Raw genomic sequence first — 18,418 nt, forward strand, 5'->3', positions numbered from 1 at the left:
TTCATCCAGCACCAGCGCATCCAGCGCAGCCTGGCCGTCCACGCGCGCATCGGGACCGTCGTCCTCGATGCTGAACACGCCGGCGCCGAGGTTGATCTCCGCACTGTCAGTGTCTTGATCCGCATCCCACACCGTCTGCACGAGCTTGAGCAGGTTGGCGCTGGACAATGTCAGCGTCGAAGTGTCGTCATCGCTGCCCGTGTTGGCGTGGAAGATGTTCTCCAGCTGTGTGAATGTCACCTGGCCGGCACTGTCGACGCTGATCGTAAAGTAATCGACACCATCTGCCGATCCGGTAATGACGTTGGTGCTATTCACCGGGCCCCCGATGGGGACAGTGCCGGTCTGGTTTAGCACGATCTCGGTGCCGGCCGCACCACCGACACCCAATGCAAACAGGCCAGACGCCACATTGGTGCCGGTCAGAACCAGGCTGTAGACGACCGGGTCTGGGCTGACGCTCGGTCCGTCCGTACCGTAGTCGATCGTGGTGACGAAATTATCCGAAAAGTCGGCGGTCACGGAATTGCGACCCACCGGATCGCTGTCGCCGTCGGTCTCTTCCCCGACCGGGCTTTCGTCCAGCACCAGCGCATCCAGTGCGGCGTCGGCATTCACGCGCGCATCGGGACCGTCGTCCTCGATGCTGAACACGCCGGCGCCCAGATTGACCTCCGCACTGTCAGTGTCGCCGTCCGCATCCGTGACCGTTTGCACGAGCTTGAGCAGGTTGGCGCTGGACAATGTCAGCGTCGCGGTGTCGTCATCGTTGCCGAAATCGGAGTGGTGGATGTTCTTCAGCTGCGTGAATGTTACCTCGCCCGTACCGCTGTCGACGCTGATGGTAAAGTAATCGGCGCCATCCGCCGAGCCGGTGATGACATTGCCGGACTGGTTCAGCACGATCTCGGTGCCGGCCCCACCAGCAATACCCAGCAATGTATACAGTCCAGTGCCCACATCGGTGCCCGTCAGGACCAGACTGTAGCTGACGCTGCCCGCGCCGTCCGTACCGTAGTCGATCGTGGTGACGAAGTTGTCCGAGAAGTCGGCGGTCACGGTATTGCGACCCACCGGATCGCTGTCGCCGTCGGTCTCTTCTCCGACCGGACTTTCATCCAGCACCAGCGCATCCAGCGCGGCGTCGGCATTCACGCGCGCATCGGGACCATCGTCCGAAATACTGAACACCCCGGCGCCCAGGTTGACGTCCGCGGTGTCGGTGTCGCCGTCGGCGTCGGTGATGGTGGCGCGGATCAGCAGATCCCCCGCCGAGCCGGTGGTCAGGGTCTCGACATCGTCAGCATCGGCGCTGTCGCTGTGCCAGATCGCTTCCAGCTGGTCGAAGCTGACCAGGCCGGTGTCCGGGTTCACCGTAATGGTGAAGTAGTCGGTACCGCCGGCGCTGCCGGTGATGACGTTGCCCGACTGGTTCAGCAGGATCTCGGCGCCCTGGCCATAGCCGTCGCCGTCCAGCGCATCGGTATCGGTGTTGTCGACCGCGTACAGACCCGAGCCGACGTCACTGCCGTTCAGCACCAGGCTGTAAACGAGACTACCGGCGCCGTCCGCGCCGTAGTCGATCGAGGCGGCGAAATTGCCGGCAAAGCTGGCGCTGTCATCGCTTGCCAGGTCGGTCTCGTCGACCTGCAGGAAGCCGCCCTCGTCATTCAGTTCTGCGGAAACCGACGGCACATCATCGCGAATATCGATGAAAATCGTACCGGTACCGGTATTGCCGTTGCTGTCCGTGACCTTGAAGCCGAAGCTGTCGGCATTCAGCTCGACATTGGTGCCATCATCGGCACTCGGCGTGCTGTTGACGGGCGCACTCAGGGTGTACTTATAGGTACCATCGGCATTGATCTGGATGGTGCCGTACGCGCCATTGGCGCTGCCGACCAGCTCGAAGGTGTAGGGCCCGGTACCGCCGGAGACGTTATCCGCCAGGTTGCCGCTGGTGTTGGTTTCTGCGGTGCTGTCCGGGTCGCTGCCGGTGACCGTACCTGCCACCAGGTCCGCGCCATCCTGGTTGAGATCCAGCGCGGCCTCGTCCACCAGCAGTTCGTCGTCGTTGTCGACCTGCAGACCGGTGTTGGCGACGTTGATGGTCAGGGTGGTGGTGGAAGTGTCGCCGTCGGCGTCGAGCAGGGTGTATACGAACACATCCTGGGCATCGGCGCTGATGACGTTCGGGTCCGACACATACGTATAGCTGCCGTCGGCTTTCAGCGTCAGGGTACCGTACTGACCGGCGATTGAGGCGCCGATACCACCGCTAACATCGGTGGTGGTATCGCCGTTGGCCGCACGCACGCCCTGAAGACTGGCGCCATCCGCACCATCGATATCGTTGGTCAGAACGCCGTCGGCTGCGACGTTGAGCGTGTCGCCCTCATCCACATTGCCACTGTCGGCGAGCGCCGTCGCAACATCATCGACAATGCGCACATCGAGGCTGGCGTCGTCGGTGCTGCCGTCCTCGTCGGTAACCTTCACCGCGAAGCTGTCGGTGTAGCCGCTGCCATTGGCACCGGCCTGGCTGTCGTTGTCGACGTTGTCCTTGAGCTCATAGCTGTAGCTCAGGGTGCCGCCGAACTTGTCACCGCTGTAACCGGTCAGGGTCAGGGTGCCGTAGGGGCTGTCGACGCTCTGCGGCGTGCTGCCCAGCGCCTGCAGCGCCGCCAGACTCAGGGTCAGGCCACCGACCTGCAGCGACGCGATGCCGTCATCGCCGCTGAAGCTGAAGGAGCCGGTCTGAGTCAGCGCCGCGGCGTTCGGGCTGCTGCCGTCGGCCAGGTCATTCTCGAACACCGTCTCTTCGGCACCCTCGCCGTCGAGCCCGTTGATGACGACACCGTCATTGGTGCCCCTGATGGTGATGGTCAGGGTCGCGGTATCAGTGTCGCCGTCCGCATCCTTCATGGTGTAAGTGAAGGTTTCGGTCAGCGTCTGGCCGACACTCAAATCCTTGACCGCGTCCAGGCTGCTGTTCAGCGTGTAGCTGTAGGTGCCGTTGCCGGTATCGGTGAAGGTGCCGTAGGTCGCCGCGGTGCTGTCCCAGGCCACGAAGCTGACCGGGGTATCGGCGCCGGTCGGCGCGTCGTTGGTCAGTACATTGCCGGTCACCGGCGCCGGTGCGTCTTCGTTGATGCTGGCGCTGTCGTCGACCGCATTGGTCACGTCATCGACGATGCGCACATCCAGGCTGGCGTTGTCGGTGCTGCCGTCCTCATCGGTGACCTTCACCGCGAAGCTGTCGGTGTAGCCGCTGCCATCGGCACCGGGCTGGCTGTCGTTGTCGACATTGTCCTTGAGCGTGTAGCTGTAGCTCAGGGTGCCGCCGAACTTGTCACCGCTGTAACCGGTCAGGGTCAGGGTGCCGTAGGGGCTGCTCACGCTCTGCGGCGTACCGGCCAGCGCCTGCAGCGCGGACAGGCTCAGCGTGAGGCCACCGACCTGAAGCGAAGCGATGCCGTCGTCGCCGCTGAAGCTGAAGGAACCGGTCTGGGTCAGCGCCGCGGCGTTCGGGCTGCTGCCGTCGGCCAGATCGTTTTCGAACACCCTCTCTTCGGCGCCTTCGCCGTCGAGTCCGGTGATCACGACACCGTCGTCGGTGCCCTCGATGGTGATGGTCAGGGTGGCGGTGTCGGTATCACCGTCCGCATCCTGCATGGTGTAGGTGAAGGTTTCAGTCAGGGTTTCGCCAACGCTCAGGTCCTTGACCGCATCCAGGCTGCTGTTCAGGGCGTAGCTGTAGCCGCCATTACCATTGTCGGTGAAGGTACCGTAGGTCGCCGCAGTGCTATCCCAGGCGACGAAGGACGCGGGCTGATCCGCGTTAGCATCGTCGTTCGTCAGAACGTTGCCGGTAACCGCGCTCGGGCTGTCTTCGGCAATCGGAACCGGGCCGTCGTCCTGCGCGGCCGGGTTGTCATCGATAATCCGTATGACCAGATTACCGCCGGCGCTGCTGCCGCCGATACCGTTGATGACGCCGGCAACGCTGTCATTGAAGAACTCGCCGGTACGGGTTTCGTTGGGGCCCGTCGGCTGGCTGTCGTTGTCGATCGTTTCCGACAGCGTGTAACTGTAGGTCACGACACCCTCGTACTGGTTGCCGGTATAACCGGTGAAGGTCAGAGTGCCTTCGCCGGTATCGATGCTCTGGGTGCCGTCGAATGCCTGCATTTCGGCAAAGGTGAAGGTGCGGCCACCGGCGACGATGTTCAGAATGCCATCGGTAGCGGATACGGCGAAGCCACCGGTGGCGGTTTCGCCATCACCCTCAGCCGCGCTGCCATCCGGAAGACCGGCTTCGAACACGGTTGCGCCGGAGCGCCCGCCCAGAATGGAGGCAGAGTCGCCGGTGCCGGTAATATTGATGGTCAGCGAACTGCTCTGCTCGCCGTTATAGCCATCGGTAATGTTGTAATCGAAAACTTCCGTCAGCGGCTCGCTGTCTTCGTTCAGCGACTGCACCGCCGCACTTCCGTTGGCGGTCAGCTCATAGCTGTAACTGCCGTCAGCATGGATGGTCAGGGTACCGTATTTGCCATCGATCTGGGTTTCACCGCCGGCTGCAACCGCCTTCTCGGTGCCACCGAAACCAATGGAGGTCACCGTCGGCACATCGCCATCGGCATCGGTATCCGCGCGGTCCCCGGACGAGGCACCCGCGCCGCCGATAACGTTACCGGAGGTGGTCAGCTGGACATCCTCCTGCACCGAATTGACATCGGGGTTTGGAACCGGCGTGGTGTCATCGTCGAAAATGGTAACGTTTGCGGTGGCGTTGCCGATGGTGGCGTTGTCGGCGCTGATCAGCACGATCTGGAAGGTTTCATTGCCCTCGTCCAGATGGTCCATGACGATAAACACCGGCACTTCGATAAACTGCTCGCCGGCCGGGATCACGACCGTATTGACCAGACCACCATCGAACCAGTCGGCCGGGTAGCTGGCGCTGCCGGGACGCAGTTCGTAAGTGACGGTGACGTCCTGAGTGGCAACCTCGTCCAGCGTCAGCAGGAACACCACGCTGCGGGCTTCGCCGCCATTGGTCCCCTCCAGCACGGACGCAGAATTGCCCTTGACGATGATGGGCTCCTCCCCGGTCGGCACATCCGGCGGCGGGGTATCGGGGTCGTCGTCCTTGACCGTGACGCTGACCACAGGCCCGCCACCCAGCAGCTGGTCCTCGGTTTGCGGCGTATTGAAGCTCCGGTTCAGGCCGGAGGTCGCATAACCGGCTTCGGGCGTGACTTCACCGCCGGTGCGGTCGATCTTGACGAAGGTCGAGCCGGAATCGCCCGGGCCGCCCGCCGGAGTCGCGGCCGGAGCCTGGCCGCCGGCTGCGGTGGCCTCGGCGACGGCGGTCGGGTCCTCACCGGCAAGAATGGCGGCCTGAATGGCATCGAGCTCGCCGCTCTGCCCCAGCGCCTGCTGCGCGCTGTCGGCGGAGGCGACGGACTCGGACGAGTCGAACTGACCCGCCTCCGTGTAAAATTCCGGCGTGATCAGCGCTTCCTGGCCGGACGCCAGGGTTACGGTGGAGCCCGATGCACTGGTGAGCACCAGGGACCCGCCAATAGCGACCCGGATGGTCTCGCCTTCGAAAACCTGATCGCCGACCGCCAGCACACGCTCGCTGCCGTCAGCGGCGACCGCCACCGCCTCGCCCGACAGGGACGTTACCGTGCCGGCAACCGGCTGAGCATCGCTGGGCAAATCGGAGGTGTCGGCTCCGGCGGTCATGGTCGCTTCCTGCCCGGATACCAGGGCCAGAACCTCGCCTTCGCCGTTGGCGATTTCAACCCGCCCGCCTTCGGCGACCCGAATTACGTCGCCTTCGTAGACAACGTCACCCAGCGCCAGCGTGCGCTCGGTGCCGTCGGGGCTGACTGCCACCACTGTACCAGTGACAAAACTGACGCTTCCTGCAACGTCCCCGATAGCCATGACTCACCTCCTGATGAATGGTCGAACCTTTTTTAGGTTGATTCCAACCATAGAAACAGTTGTCGATGAGCGCTACTGTACCGTGGTACAGGTGGCAAAATACTGTCCTTCGTCAATAGGCGGGATGTTGCCCGGAAGCCGCCCGGGCGCAGCAGCCGCAAGTGAAACTGTGATCAGGCCCGGCCCGGAAGACCGGCGGCCTTGCACTGCTGCAGCCGCCGGTATACGTCCAGCAGCTGCCGGTGCGGCCTCAGACCTTCGAGGTCTTCGCCCAGAGGCGGCAGGTCGGCGAATACATCCTGGCCGTCCAGCATGCCCTGCACCCGCCGCAACAGCGTTTCACCATGAATCTGCTTCAACAGATACTCGAAGTGGGCCGTGTGCCGGTCGGGATCGAGGCGGAACAAAAGCATCTGATTCAGGCAGCGGAACAGTCGCATCCAGGACTCGGAAGCGGAGGGGTTCTGCAGCACCCACTCGCTCCACTCCAGCGCCAGCTGCAGATCTCCGGCCTTCAGCGCCAGCAGGCAACGCAACTCGCCCACGCGCAACCGCCCCCAGGCCGACTCCGGATCGGCGCAGAAACCCGCAAGCTCCGCAACGCTGTAGCCATCGGTAACCCGGACCTCACCCAGCTGCCGCTGCAACTCGACCGCCCCCTCGGCCGTCATCGATCCCAGCGCCATCAGCGCCGGGCGCATCGCGATTGCACGATTGTTGTTGCGATGGATCAGGTAATCGACCGGATACAGATCCGCCATGCCAGGCACCACGATCTGACAGCAGTACAGGCCCAGGTACTCGTGATCCGCGATGTAGATATCCATGTCGACGCGGTGAATCAGATAGCACAGATGCTCGAACTCCGTCTGGCTGTCGCCTTCGATATTCCATTCGGTGAAGTCGTAATCGGGCTCGCGCGACAGCAGATCCCAGGACACCACGCCACTGGAATCGATGAAATGGGCTTCGATATTGGGTTGTTCGGCCACCTTTTTCAGGTCGAAACAGGGCTGCGGAAAGCCGGTCAGCCCATCGAGCTCTCGCTCCTGCAACACACCCGTCAGGGTACGCTGCAGCGCCAGTTCGAATTTCGGATGGGCACCGAAGGCCGCGCAACAGCCGCCGTCTACCGGGTTGATCAGGGTAATATTGACCAGCGGGAACTTGCCCCCGAGCGAGGCGTCCTGCACCACCACCACCAGACCTGCGCGCCGCAGCGCCGCAACCGATTCGCAAAAATTCGGGTAGCGCGCCAGCACCTCGTCGGGGATGAATGGCAGACTGATCCCGGCCGTCAGGATGGTGTTCTTGATATGACGTTCGAAGATCTCGGACAACGCCTGGGTTCTCGCCTCCCAGCGCGAGTTCCCCGCCGCCATGCCGTTGCTGGTATAGAGGTTGTTGAGGATATTGACCGGCAGCCAGACCTGCTCGTCGGTGCGCTGGCGGGTAAAGGGTATCGCGCAGATACCACGCTTGGGGTCACCCGCATTGGTGTCCACCAGCATGCCGGCACGCAACTGGCTGTGCAGATCGAAATGATCGCGGGTCGCCGCATCCATAAGGCCGTCCGGCAGCCCCTGGGGCGTGAGCGGAAACCAGCGCTCACAGGGGTAATGCACGAAGCTGCCCGCAGCGAGAGACTTGCCAAGATAATAGTTGGCGAAAAAGCGGTTGCAGGCGAGGCATTCGTAGAACTCCCCCAGCGCACTGGCAAGCGCGGCCTCGCGACTGAAACCGCGACCGCTGCTGCTGAGCGTGGCGCAGTGCCGATCCCTCAGACGAACCGACCAGACATTCGGCACAGGGTTGAACCAGCGCTCTTCCTCGAGCGAGAAGCCCAGTCGCTGCAGCCCTTCGCTCATTGCCCGGATACTGTCGCCCAGAGGTGCGTCCTTGCCCGTTACTGCGTTATAGCCCTCTGCCATGTGCCCTCTCTTCTTCCAACGCCATTACCCGAAGATCATGACCCCGATTATAACGATTTTCAGGCCCTTTACCTGCCACCGCAAAAAAACAAAAAAACTTTTCACACCAAGGGGTTGACGCACCCCCGACGGCTCACTAATATACGCCGCCACGGTTGAGGTGTTCCTCGATAGCTCAGTTGGTAGAGCAGTAGACTGTTAATCTATTGGTCGCTGGTTCGAGTCCAGCTCGAGGAGCCAACCGCTGGTAGCACTATAGATGTTCCCCGATAGCTCAGTTGGTAGAGCAGTAGACTGTTAATCTATTGGTCGCTGGTTCGAGTCCAGCTCGGGGAGCCACTACCGGCAACACCCAACCTCCTTTTTCGGAGCATAGCGCAGTCTGGTAGCGCATCTGGTTTGGGACCAGAGGGTCGGGGGTTCGAATCCCTCTGCTCCGACCATCGTAATTATCCCTACAATGCTTATATCCACCTGCAAAGATATTATGTACCGCATGGTCTCACGCAGAGGGATGAGAACACCCGCAGGGGGTTCGACCAAAACGCCGGGAGCGTTTTGGGACTGCCGCAGGCAGGGCCCGAAGGGCCGAGGGCAGGATAGCCCGAGCAATCACCACTGCTTCAGCCACTCCGAAAGCCCCACGATAAGCATTTACACCGCGATTTTCCGCCCCCTATCCCGGCAAACACCGCTATGAATCTGCTCGCCATCGGCTACGTCTGGCCGGAACCCGCTTCCAGCGCCGCGGGCTATCGTATGCTCGCCCTGCTCGACTGCTTTCGCCGGCACCACTGGAACGTAACCGTCACCAGCCCCGCCGAGAAAAGCATTCACCGCGCCGACCTTCCCGCTCGCGGCATCCGCGAACAGAGCATCGCGCTGAACTGCTCCAGTTTCGATTCCTTTGTCCGGGAGGCGCAGCCGGATGTCGTGCTGTTCGATCGCTTTATGATGGAGGAGCAGTTCGGTTGGCGGGTCGAGAAACACTGCCCGCTGGCGTTGCGGATTCTGGATACCGAAGACCTGTCCTGCCTGCGCCACGCACGCCATGCCGCAGCCAAACTGAGCGGCGAGGTCACCACCGACGTGGCGCCCGAGCGGCTGTTTTCGGATCACGCCAAGCGGGAAGTCGCCGCCATCCTGCGCAGCGACCTGACGCTGATGATCTCCCGGGCCGAGATCGAGCTGCTGACATCCACCTTCAAGGTCGATCCCAGTCTGCTACATTACACGCCCTTCATGCTGGAGCCGGTCGATACCGAACAGCAGACGCAACTGCCGCAACGGGATCAGCGCAACCACTTTATCGCCATCGGCAATTTCCGCCATGCGCCGAACTGGGACGCCGTCCTCTGGCTGCAGCAGGCCATCTGGCCACTGATACGACGCCAGCTTCCCGAGGCCGAGCTGCATATCTACGGCGCCTACCCGCCGCCCAAGGCAACCGCCATCGATACCCCCAGACAGGGTTTCCGGATCAAAGGCTGGGCCGAGAGTGCGAGCGAGGTAATGAAACAGGCACGGGTGAACCTGGCGCCGCTGCGTTTCGGGGCTGGCCTCAAGGGAAAACTGGTCGACGCCCTGGCCTGCGGCACCCCCTCCGTTACCACAAGCATTGGCGCAGAAGGCATGAACGACGAACACTGCACCTGGCCGGGACCGATAGCCGACACGCCCGAAGCCTTCGCGGACGCCGCCGCAGAGCTGTATCAGGACCCGGAGCTATGGCTGCAATGCCAGCAGCAGGGTTTTCGCCTGCACAACCGCCATTTTGCATTCGAGTCCCACGCCGACGCACTGACGGCGCGAGTGGCAACCCTCAGGCAAACGCTAAGTCAGCACCGCCTGAACAACTTCACCGGCGCCATGCTGCGTCACCACACGATGAAAAGCACGCAGTACATGGCCCAGTGGATCGAGGCGAAGAACAGGCATAAAAACGATTAAGCCGGAACGGGCCGAGCAAACCAGAAGCTACTCACGAATTTCTCAAGACTTGGAAAACGTCCATTCGGAGTAGATGCACTTGCTGCTAGGGAACCTATGAACAAGTCCCAGTTGTCCTCTGCGGGTCCTGAAGCGTGCAGCTGCTAGGCGCAGTACGCAGGCAATGGCCTTAGTCCTTGTCAAGCACTGCAACAACGCAGATGCATGCTTCAGGGCCCGCCCTGCGGGGCTTTCAGCGCGAACCGGACTCATTGTTGCAGCTTCTCGACAGGCCACCAGCATGCCTTCAAAGCTGCGCCTCGATTCCGGCTCGCGCTGAAAGCCAGAGACTCATTGGGACTTATTCATAGGTTCCCTAGCCTTTTCGCGACGAAAACCAAGCGGCCATCAGTGAAAAAGCCAGCGAAATACTCAGCGCCCAGACAGCGACAGACTGGAAATCTTTGTACCCTTGCGGAGTGATTGAACGGCCATCAAAAAAGATCGCAATCAGCAAACTGAGCACTGCGGTACCCAGCAGCTGCCCACACTGGCGCGCCAGATTCAGGGTAGCCGTCGCTATCCCCAACTTCGCCGCTGCAACTGTTCCGATTGCAGTCGAGTTGTTTGGTGTCGAGAACAGGCCGTGCCCCAAACCGATCGCCATCATCGATCCGGCGATGACTACCAGTGGCATCCTATCGTTAACCTGCACCAGTATTCCCAGACCTGTAGCGATAATCAGACAGCCGACAGTGGCAAGAACCCGACTTCCCCAGAGATCGGACAACCGGCCTGCAATCGGTGCACAGATTGTCATCATCACCGCCTGAAGCATCATAATCTGCCCAGCTTCGGTAGGTGTCATCCCCCGGTTGTACTGAAGATAGAGGACCATCAAAACAACGATTCCGTACTGGCTTGAATACATGAACAGCGCTGCCAGAATGGACCTCAAAAAGGTTTTGTTCTGCGTTATCATATCTATTCGGATCAACGGGTATGCCGCTTTCGAACAACGTCTCAAAAACAGATACATAACCCCCACACCAGTGACGGCTAGCAGAAGCCCCGACAATTCAATCAGATGAGTACTGCCAAAGAACAACGCCCCGAGAGCAACTGCCGATAACGATACTCCAATCCAGTCAACCAAATGTCTGTCTGCACTATTCCACTCGCCCCGAATTTTTGTCGATGCGCCTATTACTGCTAAAAGAGAAATTGGAACCGGCGCCCAGAAAACAGCTCGCCAGCCAAACTCATCTACCAGCCATCCCCCTACTAAAGGGCCAGCAGTCATTCCCATATAGATAGATGACGTCATCCACCCCAGAGCAGCACCACGTCCACCTCCCTGATAGATAGAAGACAGAATCGCCATTCCTGAACTGGTTCCAATTGCGCCCCCAATACCCTGTATAACTCGCGAAAAAAGAAGAAATTCGATATTGGGAGCGATAGCACCCAACACGCCGCCGAAAGCAAAAAGTGCAAAGCCAACGACAAAAATCCTTTTACGCCCGTAGAGGTCAGCCAATCTGCCACCCGGGAGCTGGGCTATGAGACTACTTAAAACAAAGGTTGCTGGTATCCAGCTAACCAACACCGCATTAGCGTTAAGTTCATCAGAAATCGCGGGCACGGCGATCAGGGAAGCCGAGATCGCCAAGGGAAGAAGAAAACAACCCAGACTGACAATCAGGAGTGAAATCAAGCGGGCGTTAGCATAACGCTGGTAATAACGAGTCAGGGACGCTTCTGTCAAAAAGGTATCCTCTAACGAAATGGGTGGCCGGGCCCAGGTGATCTTACCTGCGTCTGTGTGTCCGGGAAACTATAGCCACTTCAATTACAAGGCAAGGATAGTTCAGACTTCCAGGTCAAAGACCGCCAGCGCCACAGCCTCCACGAACCAGACATATATACACTCGACGGATAAAAGCCGCGACCTCACCGTACTGCTGCGCATGCTCTTCGGAGCACCGATGATCGGCCTCTGCGCCTTCGTCTTGGTCCTGACTGCCAAACCTGCAATTTAGTTGACACAGTCAATCTTTAGGCTTAAGGTTGACACTATCAACTTACAGACAGGCCACGCCATGCAAAACGACATCCCCATTGGCGAAGCCCTCCACCGGCTGCTGCATGCGTACCGGCGGGCAATGCGCCAGTCCTATCGGGCCGCCGGCATTGAGCTTGCCGTTTCGCATATCCGCTCCCTCAAGGTGATCCGTCACCACCAGCAGCGACTGCTGCAACCCTGCACCGCCCAGGCCATCGCCGCCGATATCGAACGCGACAAGGCCCAGATCGCACGGGTGGTCAGAGATCTGCTGGAAAAAGCGCTGATCGAAAAGCGCCCGAACCCCGAAGACGGGCGCAGCCAGATTCTGCAGCTGACGAGCGCTGGAGAGGCGATGCTCGAACGTATCGGCAACGCCGAGCACCAGGCGAGCCTGCGTATGGCACAGGGCCTGAGCCCGGATGAATTGACCGCTTTCATTCGACTGGCCAGCGCCATGACCGACAACCTCAGCCCCGCAACCTGACAACCCACGACTTTGAAGGAGACGCCATGTCCCGTCCAGCCCCACGCGAGCTGACGGTGCTGCGCAGGCACCAGCTCACCACCAACATGCTGCGACTGACGCTTGGCGGCCCGGGCATGGAAAGCTTTCCGGCCGACCAGGCCAGCGCCTACATCAAGCTCATGCTCCCGGCACAGGGGCAATCACGCCCTGTCGTGCGCACCTATACCGTACGCGCACAGCGAGACCAGGAGATCGACGTCGATTTCGTCACTCACGCAGATGCAGGTCCCGCCTCGTCCTGGGCAATGCAAGCCCGTGTCGGCGACCGCATTCTGGTAGGTGGACCGGGCCCGAAGAAGATGATCGATCACTCGGCCGACTGGTTTCTACTGGTCGGCGACATGACCGCCCTGCCCGCCATCAGCGCCAATCTGGAGCAGCTCCCCCAGGATGCCAGCGGGCATGCGATTATCGAGGTTATCGACCGGACCGACATCCAGGAACTGAGTGCCCCCGATAATCTCAAGATCCACTGGCTGCTCAACCCGCACCCGGGATGCGCACCCGAATTGCTGCTGAACCGGGTGCGGGAGCTGGACTGGCCGGGCCGACGCCCCGCGGTCTGGTGCGCCTGCGAATTCAGCGCCATGCGCAACCTGCGCGATCATTTTCGCAGCAGGCAGGATCTGGACAGAAGCAACCTGTACATTTCCAGCTACTGGAAGCTCGGCGCGATCGAAGAAGAGCACAAGGCACTGAAAGCCGCCGTTGCCTGAGCGGTCACCTTGGAGCGAGCGCACTCAAAACCCCGACGGGCGTGCCGCCACATCTCCCTGAGCTCCTCAGCGCTCACCCAGCAAATACGCCACCGCCTGAGCGACAAACTCCGAGATTTCGGGCCCGGACATCGCCGGGCTCAGCCCCAGTATTTGCTGGCGCTGCTGACCCACGATGATCAGGCGCAGCAACCGCACCAGCACCGCAGGATCTTTGCCCGGCGCCAGGCGACCGGCCAGTAATGCTCCCGCATGCTCATCGAAGGCGTCGGTGACGCGACGCGAGTTGCGATGATAGACCGCAGCCAGATCCGGGAAACGCCCCTGCTCGGCCAGCAGGATTTTCGCCGTTATGCAGGCCTCGTGACTCAACACCAGCTGCGCAAAAGCGCAGGCCAGCCTGCGCAGCTGGTGCTCGACGGATTCCGGGCCGGACGACCGCTGACCGAAGTCCGACACGATTGCGGCAATACGTCGCTCGACGGCCTCACGGAACAACTCTTCCTTTCCCGAGGCCAGCTTGTACAGCGTCCTGGTCGAAACCCCGGCCCGCCTGGCAATCCGTGCCATACTGGCCTGAGCGAAGCCGACCTCAGCGAACTCGCCGGCGGCGGCATCGATCAACAACTGCCGGGTCTCCTCCGGCGCCCGCTGGACCGGCCGCCCGACCGCGCGCTTCACCGGCACCGTCTCCTTTTGTGCCGGTTCCGGATGCCGGGCCGATGCCGGAAATTCGATTTCCATTTCTCTGCTCACCCGATTAATATTTAGGAAAATTTATATTTTACATATTAGCACAGACGCTACCACGCCCAGAACGGCAGAAGGTTTCCCAGCATGTCTACACGCACGCTTTTCGGCGCCCTGGTCATAACAGCGGCCGCCGCCGGTGGCTATGCCCTCTGGGCGATCTCCAACCCCGCATCGCTGGTTGTACAGGGCGAAGTCGAGGCGACCCGTATCGATCTGGCGGCGCGGGTCTCGGGACGCGTCACCGAGGTACCGGTGGATTTTGGCGACCGCGTAACGAAGGGGCAGCTCGTCGTCGTGCTGGAAAGCCCGCAGCTGGATGCCGGACTCGTAACGGCCCGTGCCGCGCTCGCCGTTGCCGAAGCCAATCGCGACCTGACCTTTGCCACGCGCCCGGAAACCATCGCTGCACGCCAGGCGGAACTGGAAAAAGCCCGGGCGGATGTCGTCCTGGCCCGCAAAATCCATGACCGCATCGCACGCCTGCGCGGAACGGCGATCACCTCGGCACAGAGCCTCGACGAGGCGTCCAATTCGCTCGACTCCGCACTGCGCGCCCAGGAGGCTGCCGAGGCCAACCTGCTGCTGGCCAGCAATGGCAGCAGCCCCGAGGAAAAATCCGTCGCCCAGGCACAGGTCGAGGAAGCCAGAGCCCAGGTCCTGCAAAAGGAAACCGATATCGCCGAACTGAAGGTACGGGCGCCCATTGACGGACAGGTGACCGCCCGCATGGCCGAACCCGGCAAAAATTTTTCGGAAGGATCGCCACTGCTCTCGCTGGTCGATATCGACAATGCCTGGTTTACCTTCCACCTGCGCGAAGACCTGTTAAGCGGACTGGGCATCGGCGACGAGCTGAGCATCCGGGTTCCCGCGCTGGACGACAAAACCGTCACGGCCAGGGTGACGGCAATCAATGCCCAGGGCAACTACGCCAATTGGCGGGCTACCAAGGCAACGGGGGACTTTGATCTGCGCACCTTTGCGATCCGCGCCACGCCGGTACAGCGCGACCCCCAGCTGCGCCCCGGCATGAGCGCGCTCATCGACTTCGGGCAGCGCTGACCGATGCCCGGACACCCGTCCGCCGGGGTTCGGCGCCTGTTTCGCCGTGAACTGCGCCGCATCCTGGCACGCCCGGCGCTGGCCCTGATGCTGGCATCCTATCCGCTGCTGCTGTTCGTGCTGATGAGCTCGATCTTCTACCGCAGTCTGCCGACCGGGCTGCCCGTCGCCCTGGTCGACCTGGACGGCAGCCCGGTTTCGCGGCAGATCGCCCGCATGGTGGACCAGACGCCGGAACTCGACATCAGCACCCGACTTCCAAGCCTGAACGAGGCCAAGCAGGCGCTGCTGACCGGCCATGTCTACGGCATTATTCTGATTCCCGAGAATAGCGAACGTGACCTGCTGTCCGGTGCCAGGCCCGAGATCGTCACCTTCTACAACAACCAGATGCTGACGGTCGGCAGCATCGTTGAGCGCGCCGCCGGCAGAGCCATCCGTACCTATTCGGCCGGCGTCTCGGTGAAAGTGCGGGAAAACCTGGGGCAACCGGCCGACCAGGCCCTGGCTGCCGTCAACCCGATTCCGATCCAGCAAAGCCCACTGTTCAACCCGGCGCTGGACTATACCCAGTTTCTGCTGGCTGCCGTCATGCCCGCCGTGCTGCAAATCTTTATCTGCGCCGGCGCGGTGATCGCCCTCTCGCGCGAACGCCACGGCAGTGCAAGCATCGCGCGCCTGGTCCGACTCGGCGGCTCGCCGCTTAGCACCCTGACCGGTAAGCTGGCGCCCTACGGTATCATCTGCCTGACGTCACTCTGGCTGGCGGACGCGATCATATTCGGCTATTTCGACGCCCCCTTTCGCGGCAACCCCACCCTGCACCTGGTGTACAGCGCGCTGTTCGTTCTCACCTGCCTCGCACTGGGGGCTTTCATTGCAATGACAGCCAGGGACACCGTTGCCGCTCTCGGCATCGCCGGCCTGCTGACCGCACCGGCATTCGGGTTCGCGGGCATCAGCTTTCCGCGCATGATGATGAACGATTTTTCGCTCGTCTGGGGGTCCATGCTGCCGCTGACGCCCTATCTCCAGCTGCGCAACGATCAGGCCGTGCGCGGCGCCGATATCGCCCTGTCGATGGCGCCCCTGGCCTGGCTGGCGCTGCTGCTGCTCATCTTCGCAGCGCTGGCGCTGCTGCAAACGAACCGGCAGGCACGGGCGGGCGGCAGAATGCAGGCGGAGGATGGCGCATGAGGGAGCTGTTCCGCGCCATGCAAGCGGCACTTGGCAGACTGTTCTCGGACCCCGCGTCCCGGGCGACAATGGTGATGTCCATCATCATCTACGCGATCATCTACCCCCAGCCCTACTCCGCCGAGGTCATTCGCGATGTACCGGTCGCCGTGGTGGATCAGGACGGTTCGAACGCCAGCCGCGAGCTTATCAGGCGTATCGACGCCGCGGAAGGCGCGCGCGTGCTGGCCACCGTCGACGGACTGCCACAGGCGGAATCGCTGTTCTACGCACGCAGGATCACCGGACTGGTCATCGTGCCGGCCAACTTCGAACGGGATCTGCTCAACGGCGACCCCGCACCGATTGCAGCCTACGGGGACGCGGGCTACTTCCTGATCTACAACGCCATGATGGGCGCGGTTAACAACGCCGCGCAAAGCCTCGGCCATGAAATTCGCTACGGCCGCCTGACCGGCGCCGGTATCGCCCCCGACACCGCACAGGCGCTGATCGCTCCTCTGAGCGTCACCTCGGTCGCGCTCTTCAACCCCCAGGGGGGATACGCCAGCTACGTGGTGCCGGCGGCGTTCGTGCTCATCGTACAGCAAACCCTGCTGATGGGGATCGGCATACTGCACGCCGGTCGAAAGCCGACGCAGGGAGTCAGGATGGCCGCCGCCCCGCTGGTCTACGTGCTGTTCTACTGCCTGTGGATCGCGGTCACCCAGCTGCTGCTGCCGGAGGTCTACGGCATTCCGCGACTGGGTACCTGGTGGCACCTTTACGTCGTCGCGATCCCGTTCCTGATGGCCGTTTGCGCCCTGGGCTTCGTGCTCGCGCAGCTGATCCGCTCGCGCGAGGGGGTCATCTTCGTGCTGGTCGTGATGGGTATTCCGCTGTTTTTCCTGTCGGGCGTATCCTGGCCCATCCAGAGCGTACCGGCGCCGATTCAAACCCTTGCCCTGCTGATCCCCTCCACCACCGCCCTCACGGCTTTCGTGCAGGTCGACCAGATGGGCGCAGACCTCGGCGCGGTGGCGGACAAGGTAATCTGGGAACTGACACTTGCCGCGGCCTACACGCTGATCGCGCTGCTGCTGAACTTCTACCATACAAGGCGCCAGCCCGCGGAACAGGCAAGGCCTCCCGCCTCCTGAGCGCCGCGACGCCGCCGCGACAGGACATCGCGCCGAACCCGGGCGTAGCATCACCCGACCGGGCACGGCGTGCGCCTACCCCAGCGACTCCAGCAGCCCCGCAATCTCGTTGCATACAAACTCCTCCGGCAGACAGTGCTCGACACGGGCGCAGGCGAACTGCAGGAAGCCGCGCGCCGCATGCGGCAGACGACGGTCACGGCGCACAATGAAGTGCCAGTGGCTGTCGATGGGAAATTCCCGCACCGGCAGCACCACCAGCCCGGAATGGACGGCCGGCAGCACGTGCTGCGACAGAACGGCCAGCCCCATCCCGGATGCCACACCCACGCGTATCGCTTCGTTGCTGGCCATCTGCAAGGCACCGGAGAGCTGCATGCCCTGCCCCTGCAGCCAGCTTTCGAACAGCATCCGGGTCGCCGATCCGGGTTCACGCAGCAGGAATCGTTCGGCGGACAGATCGGCGCTGCGAACCTCATCGAGTGACGCCAGCGCATGGGACTCGGGCGCGATCATTACCAGCGGGTTGCGCAAAAAGCGCGCCGCCAGCGCATGCTCCAAGGAAGGCGGGTGGCTGAAGACATAGATATCGTCCAGCTGGCGTTCGAAACGACTCAACAATTGCTGTCGGTTACCGATTTGTACCGTCACGTCGACGTCGGGAAAATCCCGGCTGTAGGGTCCGAGCAGACACGGCAGCACGTATTGAGCGGTATTCACCAGGGCGATGCTGAAGCGCCCGCGCTGACCGCCGCGCAGTTCCGCCAGATAGTCCTGAAAATCATCGAAGCGCCCGGTCACGTCCAGGGCGGCGCGGTAGAGTTCACTTCCGGCCTCGGTCGGCTCGAGGCCGGCTACCCCCGGCTGCAACAGCGGCTCCCCCACCGCCTCCGCCAGCCGCTTGAGCTGCTGCGACACCGTCGGCTGCGTCAGATGCAACTGACGCGCTGCCGCCGTGACCGATCCGGTACGAACCGTCGCCACAAAAACCTCGAGCAGACGAAAGGTGAGATGACGGAGGTTCATGGGCCTGCCTGCATAGATATTTATCTATGCATATAAGCCAAATAATTAATTAGATGCAATGCCAATTTGTCGGCAAAATCCGCGCCAACTCATCGAATGGAGACCGGATG

General features: G+C 61.9%; 11 protein-coding genes and 3 tRNA genes. 9 read left to right on the top strand and 5 right to left on the bottom strand.

Annotated features, from left to right (window positions below; all coding sequences use genetic code 11):
• Together IEX85_RS08265 and ycaO are read right to left on the bottom strand one after the other, a co-directional pair.
• A partial coding sequence (locus tag IEX85_RS08265) for a retention module-containing protein (protein ID WP_188860123.1) occupies positions 1-5,961 on the bottom strand: 5,961 nt, incomplete at its 3' end.
• A 173-nt stretch (positions 5,962-6,134) separates the two neighbouring features.
• Positions 6,135-7,892, bottom strand: coding sequence for a 30S ribosomal protein S12 methylthiotransferase accessory factor YcaO (gene ycaO, locus IEX85_RS08270; RefSeq protein ID WP_188860124.1), 1,758 nt, complete (start codon positions 7,890-7,892; stop codon positions 6,135-6,137).
• A 164-nt stretch (positions 7,893-8,056) separates the two neighbouring features.
• Between ycaO and IEX85_RS08275 the strand changes: the two genes are divergently transcribed.
• The 4 genes from IEX85_RS08275 (at position 8,057) to IEX85_RS08290 (ending at position 9,842) form a co-directional block, all read left to right on the top strand.
• A tRNA-Asn gene (locus tag IEX85_RS08275) sits at positions 8,057-8,132 on the top strand.
• A gap of 23 nt (positions 8,133-8,155) precedes the next feature.
• Positions 8,156-8,231: transfer RNA gene (locus tag IEX85_RS08280), tRNA-Asn, on the top strand.
• Between the two features lie 27 nt (positions 8,232-8,258).
• Positions 8,259-8,335, top strand: a tRNA-Pro gene (locus IEX85_RS08285).
• Positions 8,336-8,588: 253 nt separating this feature from the next.
• A complete protein-coding gene (locus tag IEX85_RS08290) occupies positions 8,589-9,842 on the top strand; it encodes a glycosyltransferase (protein WP_188860125.1) in 1,254 nt (417 codons plus the stop codon).
• 355 nt (positions 9,843-10,197) lie between these two features.
• Here the strand turns inward: IEX85_RS08290 and IEX85_RS08295 are convergent, their stop codons facing one another.
• Positions 10,198-11,589: an MFS transporter gene (locus IEX85_RS08295; protein WP_188860126.1), complete on the bottom strand. Its 1,392-nt coding sequence runs from the start codon at positions 11,587-11,589 to the stop codon at positions 10,198-10,200.
• Positions 11,590-11,923: 334 nt separating this feature from the next.
• Here IEX85_RS08295 and IEX85_RS08300 point away from each other — a divergent pair, with 334 nt between their 5' ends.
• Complete coding sequence (locus IEX85_RS08300) at positions 11,924-12,373, top strand: MarR family winged helix-turn-helix transcriptional regulator (RefSeq protein WP_188860127.1); 450 nt, start codon at positions 11,924-11,926, stop codon at positions 12,371-12,373.
• Between the two features lie 26 nt (positions 12,374-12,399).
• Entirely contained in the window at positions 12,400-13,131 is a 732-nt protein-coding gene (locus tag IEX85_RS08305; protein ID WP_188860128.1) for a siderophore-interacting protein, read from the top strand.
• 66 nt (positions 13,132-13,197) lie between these two features.
• Here the strand turns inward: IEX85_RS08305 and IEX85_RS08310 are convergent, their stop codons facing one another.
• Complete coding sequence (locus tag IEX85_RS08310; protein WP_188860129.1) at positions 13,198-13,875, bottom strand: TetR/AcrR family transcriptional regulator; 678 nt, start codon at positions 13,873-13,875, stop codon at positions 13,198-13,200.
• Positions 13,876-13,968: 93 nt separating this feature from the next.
• Here IEX85_RS08310 and IEX85_RS08315 point away from each other — a divergent pair, with 93 nt between their 5' ends.
• Genes IEX85_RS08315 through IEX85_RS08325 form a run of 3 tightly spaced genes read left to right on the top strand, consistent with a single transcriptional unit; the run spans position 13,969 to position 17,282 of the window.
• Positions 13,969-14,946 (top strand): HlyD family secretion protein, encoded by a 978-nt coding sequence (locus IEX85_RS08315; RefSeq protein ID WP_188860130.1) that lies wholly within the window; start codon positions 13,969-13,971, stop codon positions 14,944-14,946.
• Positions 14,947-14,949: 3 nt separating this feature from the next.
• Entirely contained in the window at positions 14,950-16,143 is a 1,194-nt protein-coding gene (locus IEX85_RS08320) for an ABC transporter permease (RefSeq protein ID WP_188860131.1), read from the top strand.
• Complete coding sequence (locus tag IEX85_RS08325; RefSeq protein WP_188860132.1) at positions 16,140-17,282, top strand: ABC transporter permease; 1,143 nt, start codon at positions 16,140-16,142, stop codon at positions 17,280-17,282. The genes IEX85_RS08320 and IEX85_RS08325 overlap by 4 nt, the downstream gene beginning before the upstream one ends.
• A gap of 75 nt (positions 17,283-17,357) precedes the next feature.
• Here IEX85_RS08325 and IEX85_RS08330 read toward each other — a convergent pair whose 3' ends face one another.
• Entirely contained in the window at positions 17,358-18,308 is a 951-nt protein-coding gene (locus IEX85_RS08330; protein ID WP_188860133.1) for a LysR family transcriptional regulator, read from the bottom strand.
• Positions 18,309-18,418: the final 110 nt, after the last annotated feature.

Origin of the sequence: Marinobacterium nitratireducens (assembly GCF_014645375.1) — a bacterium.
GTDB classification, from domain to species: domain Bacteria; phylum Pseudomonadota; class Gammaproteobacteria; order Pseudomonadales; family Balneatricaceae; genus Marinobacterium_A; species Marinobacterium_A nitratireducens.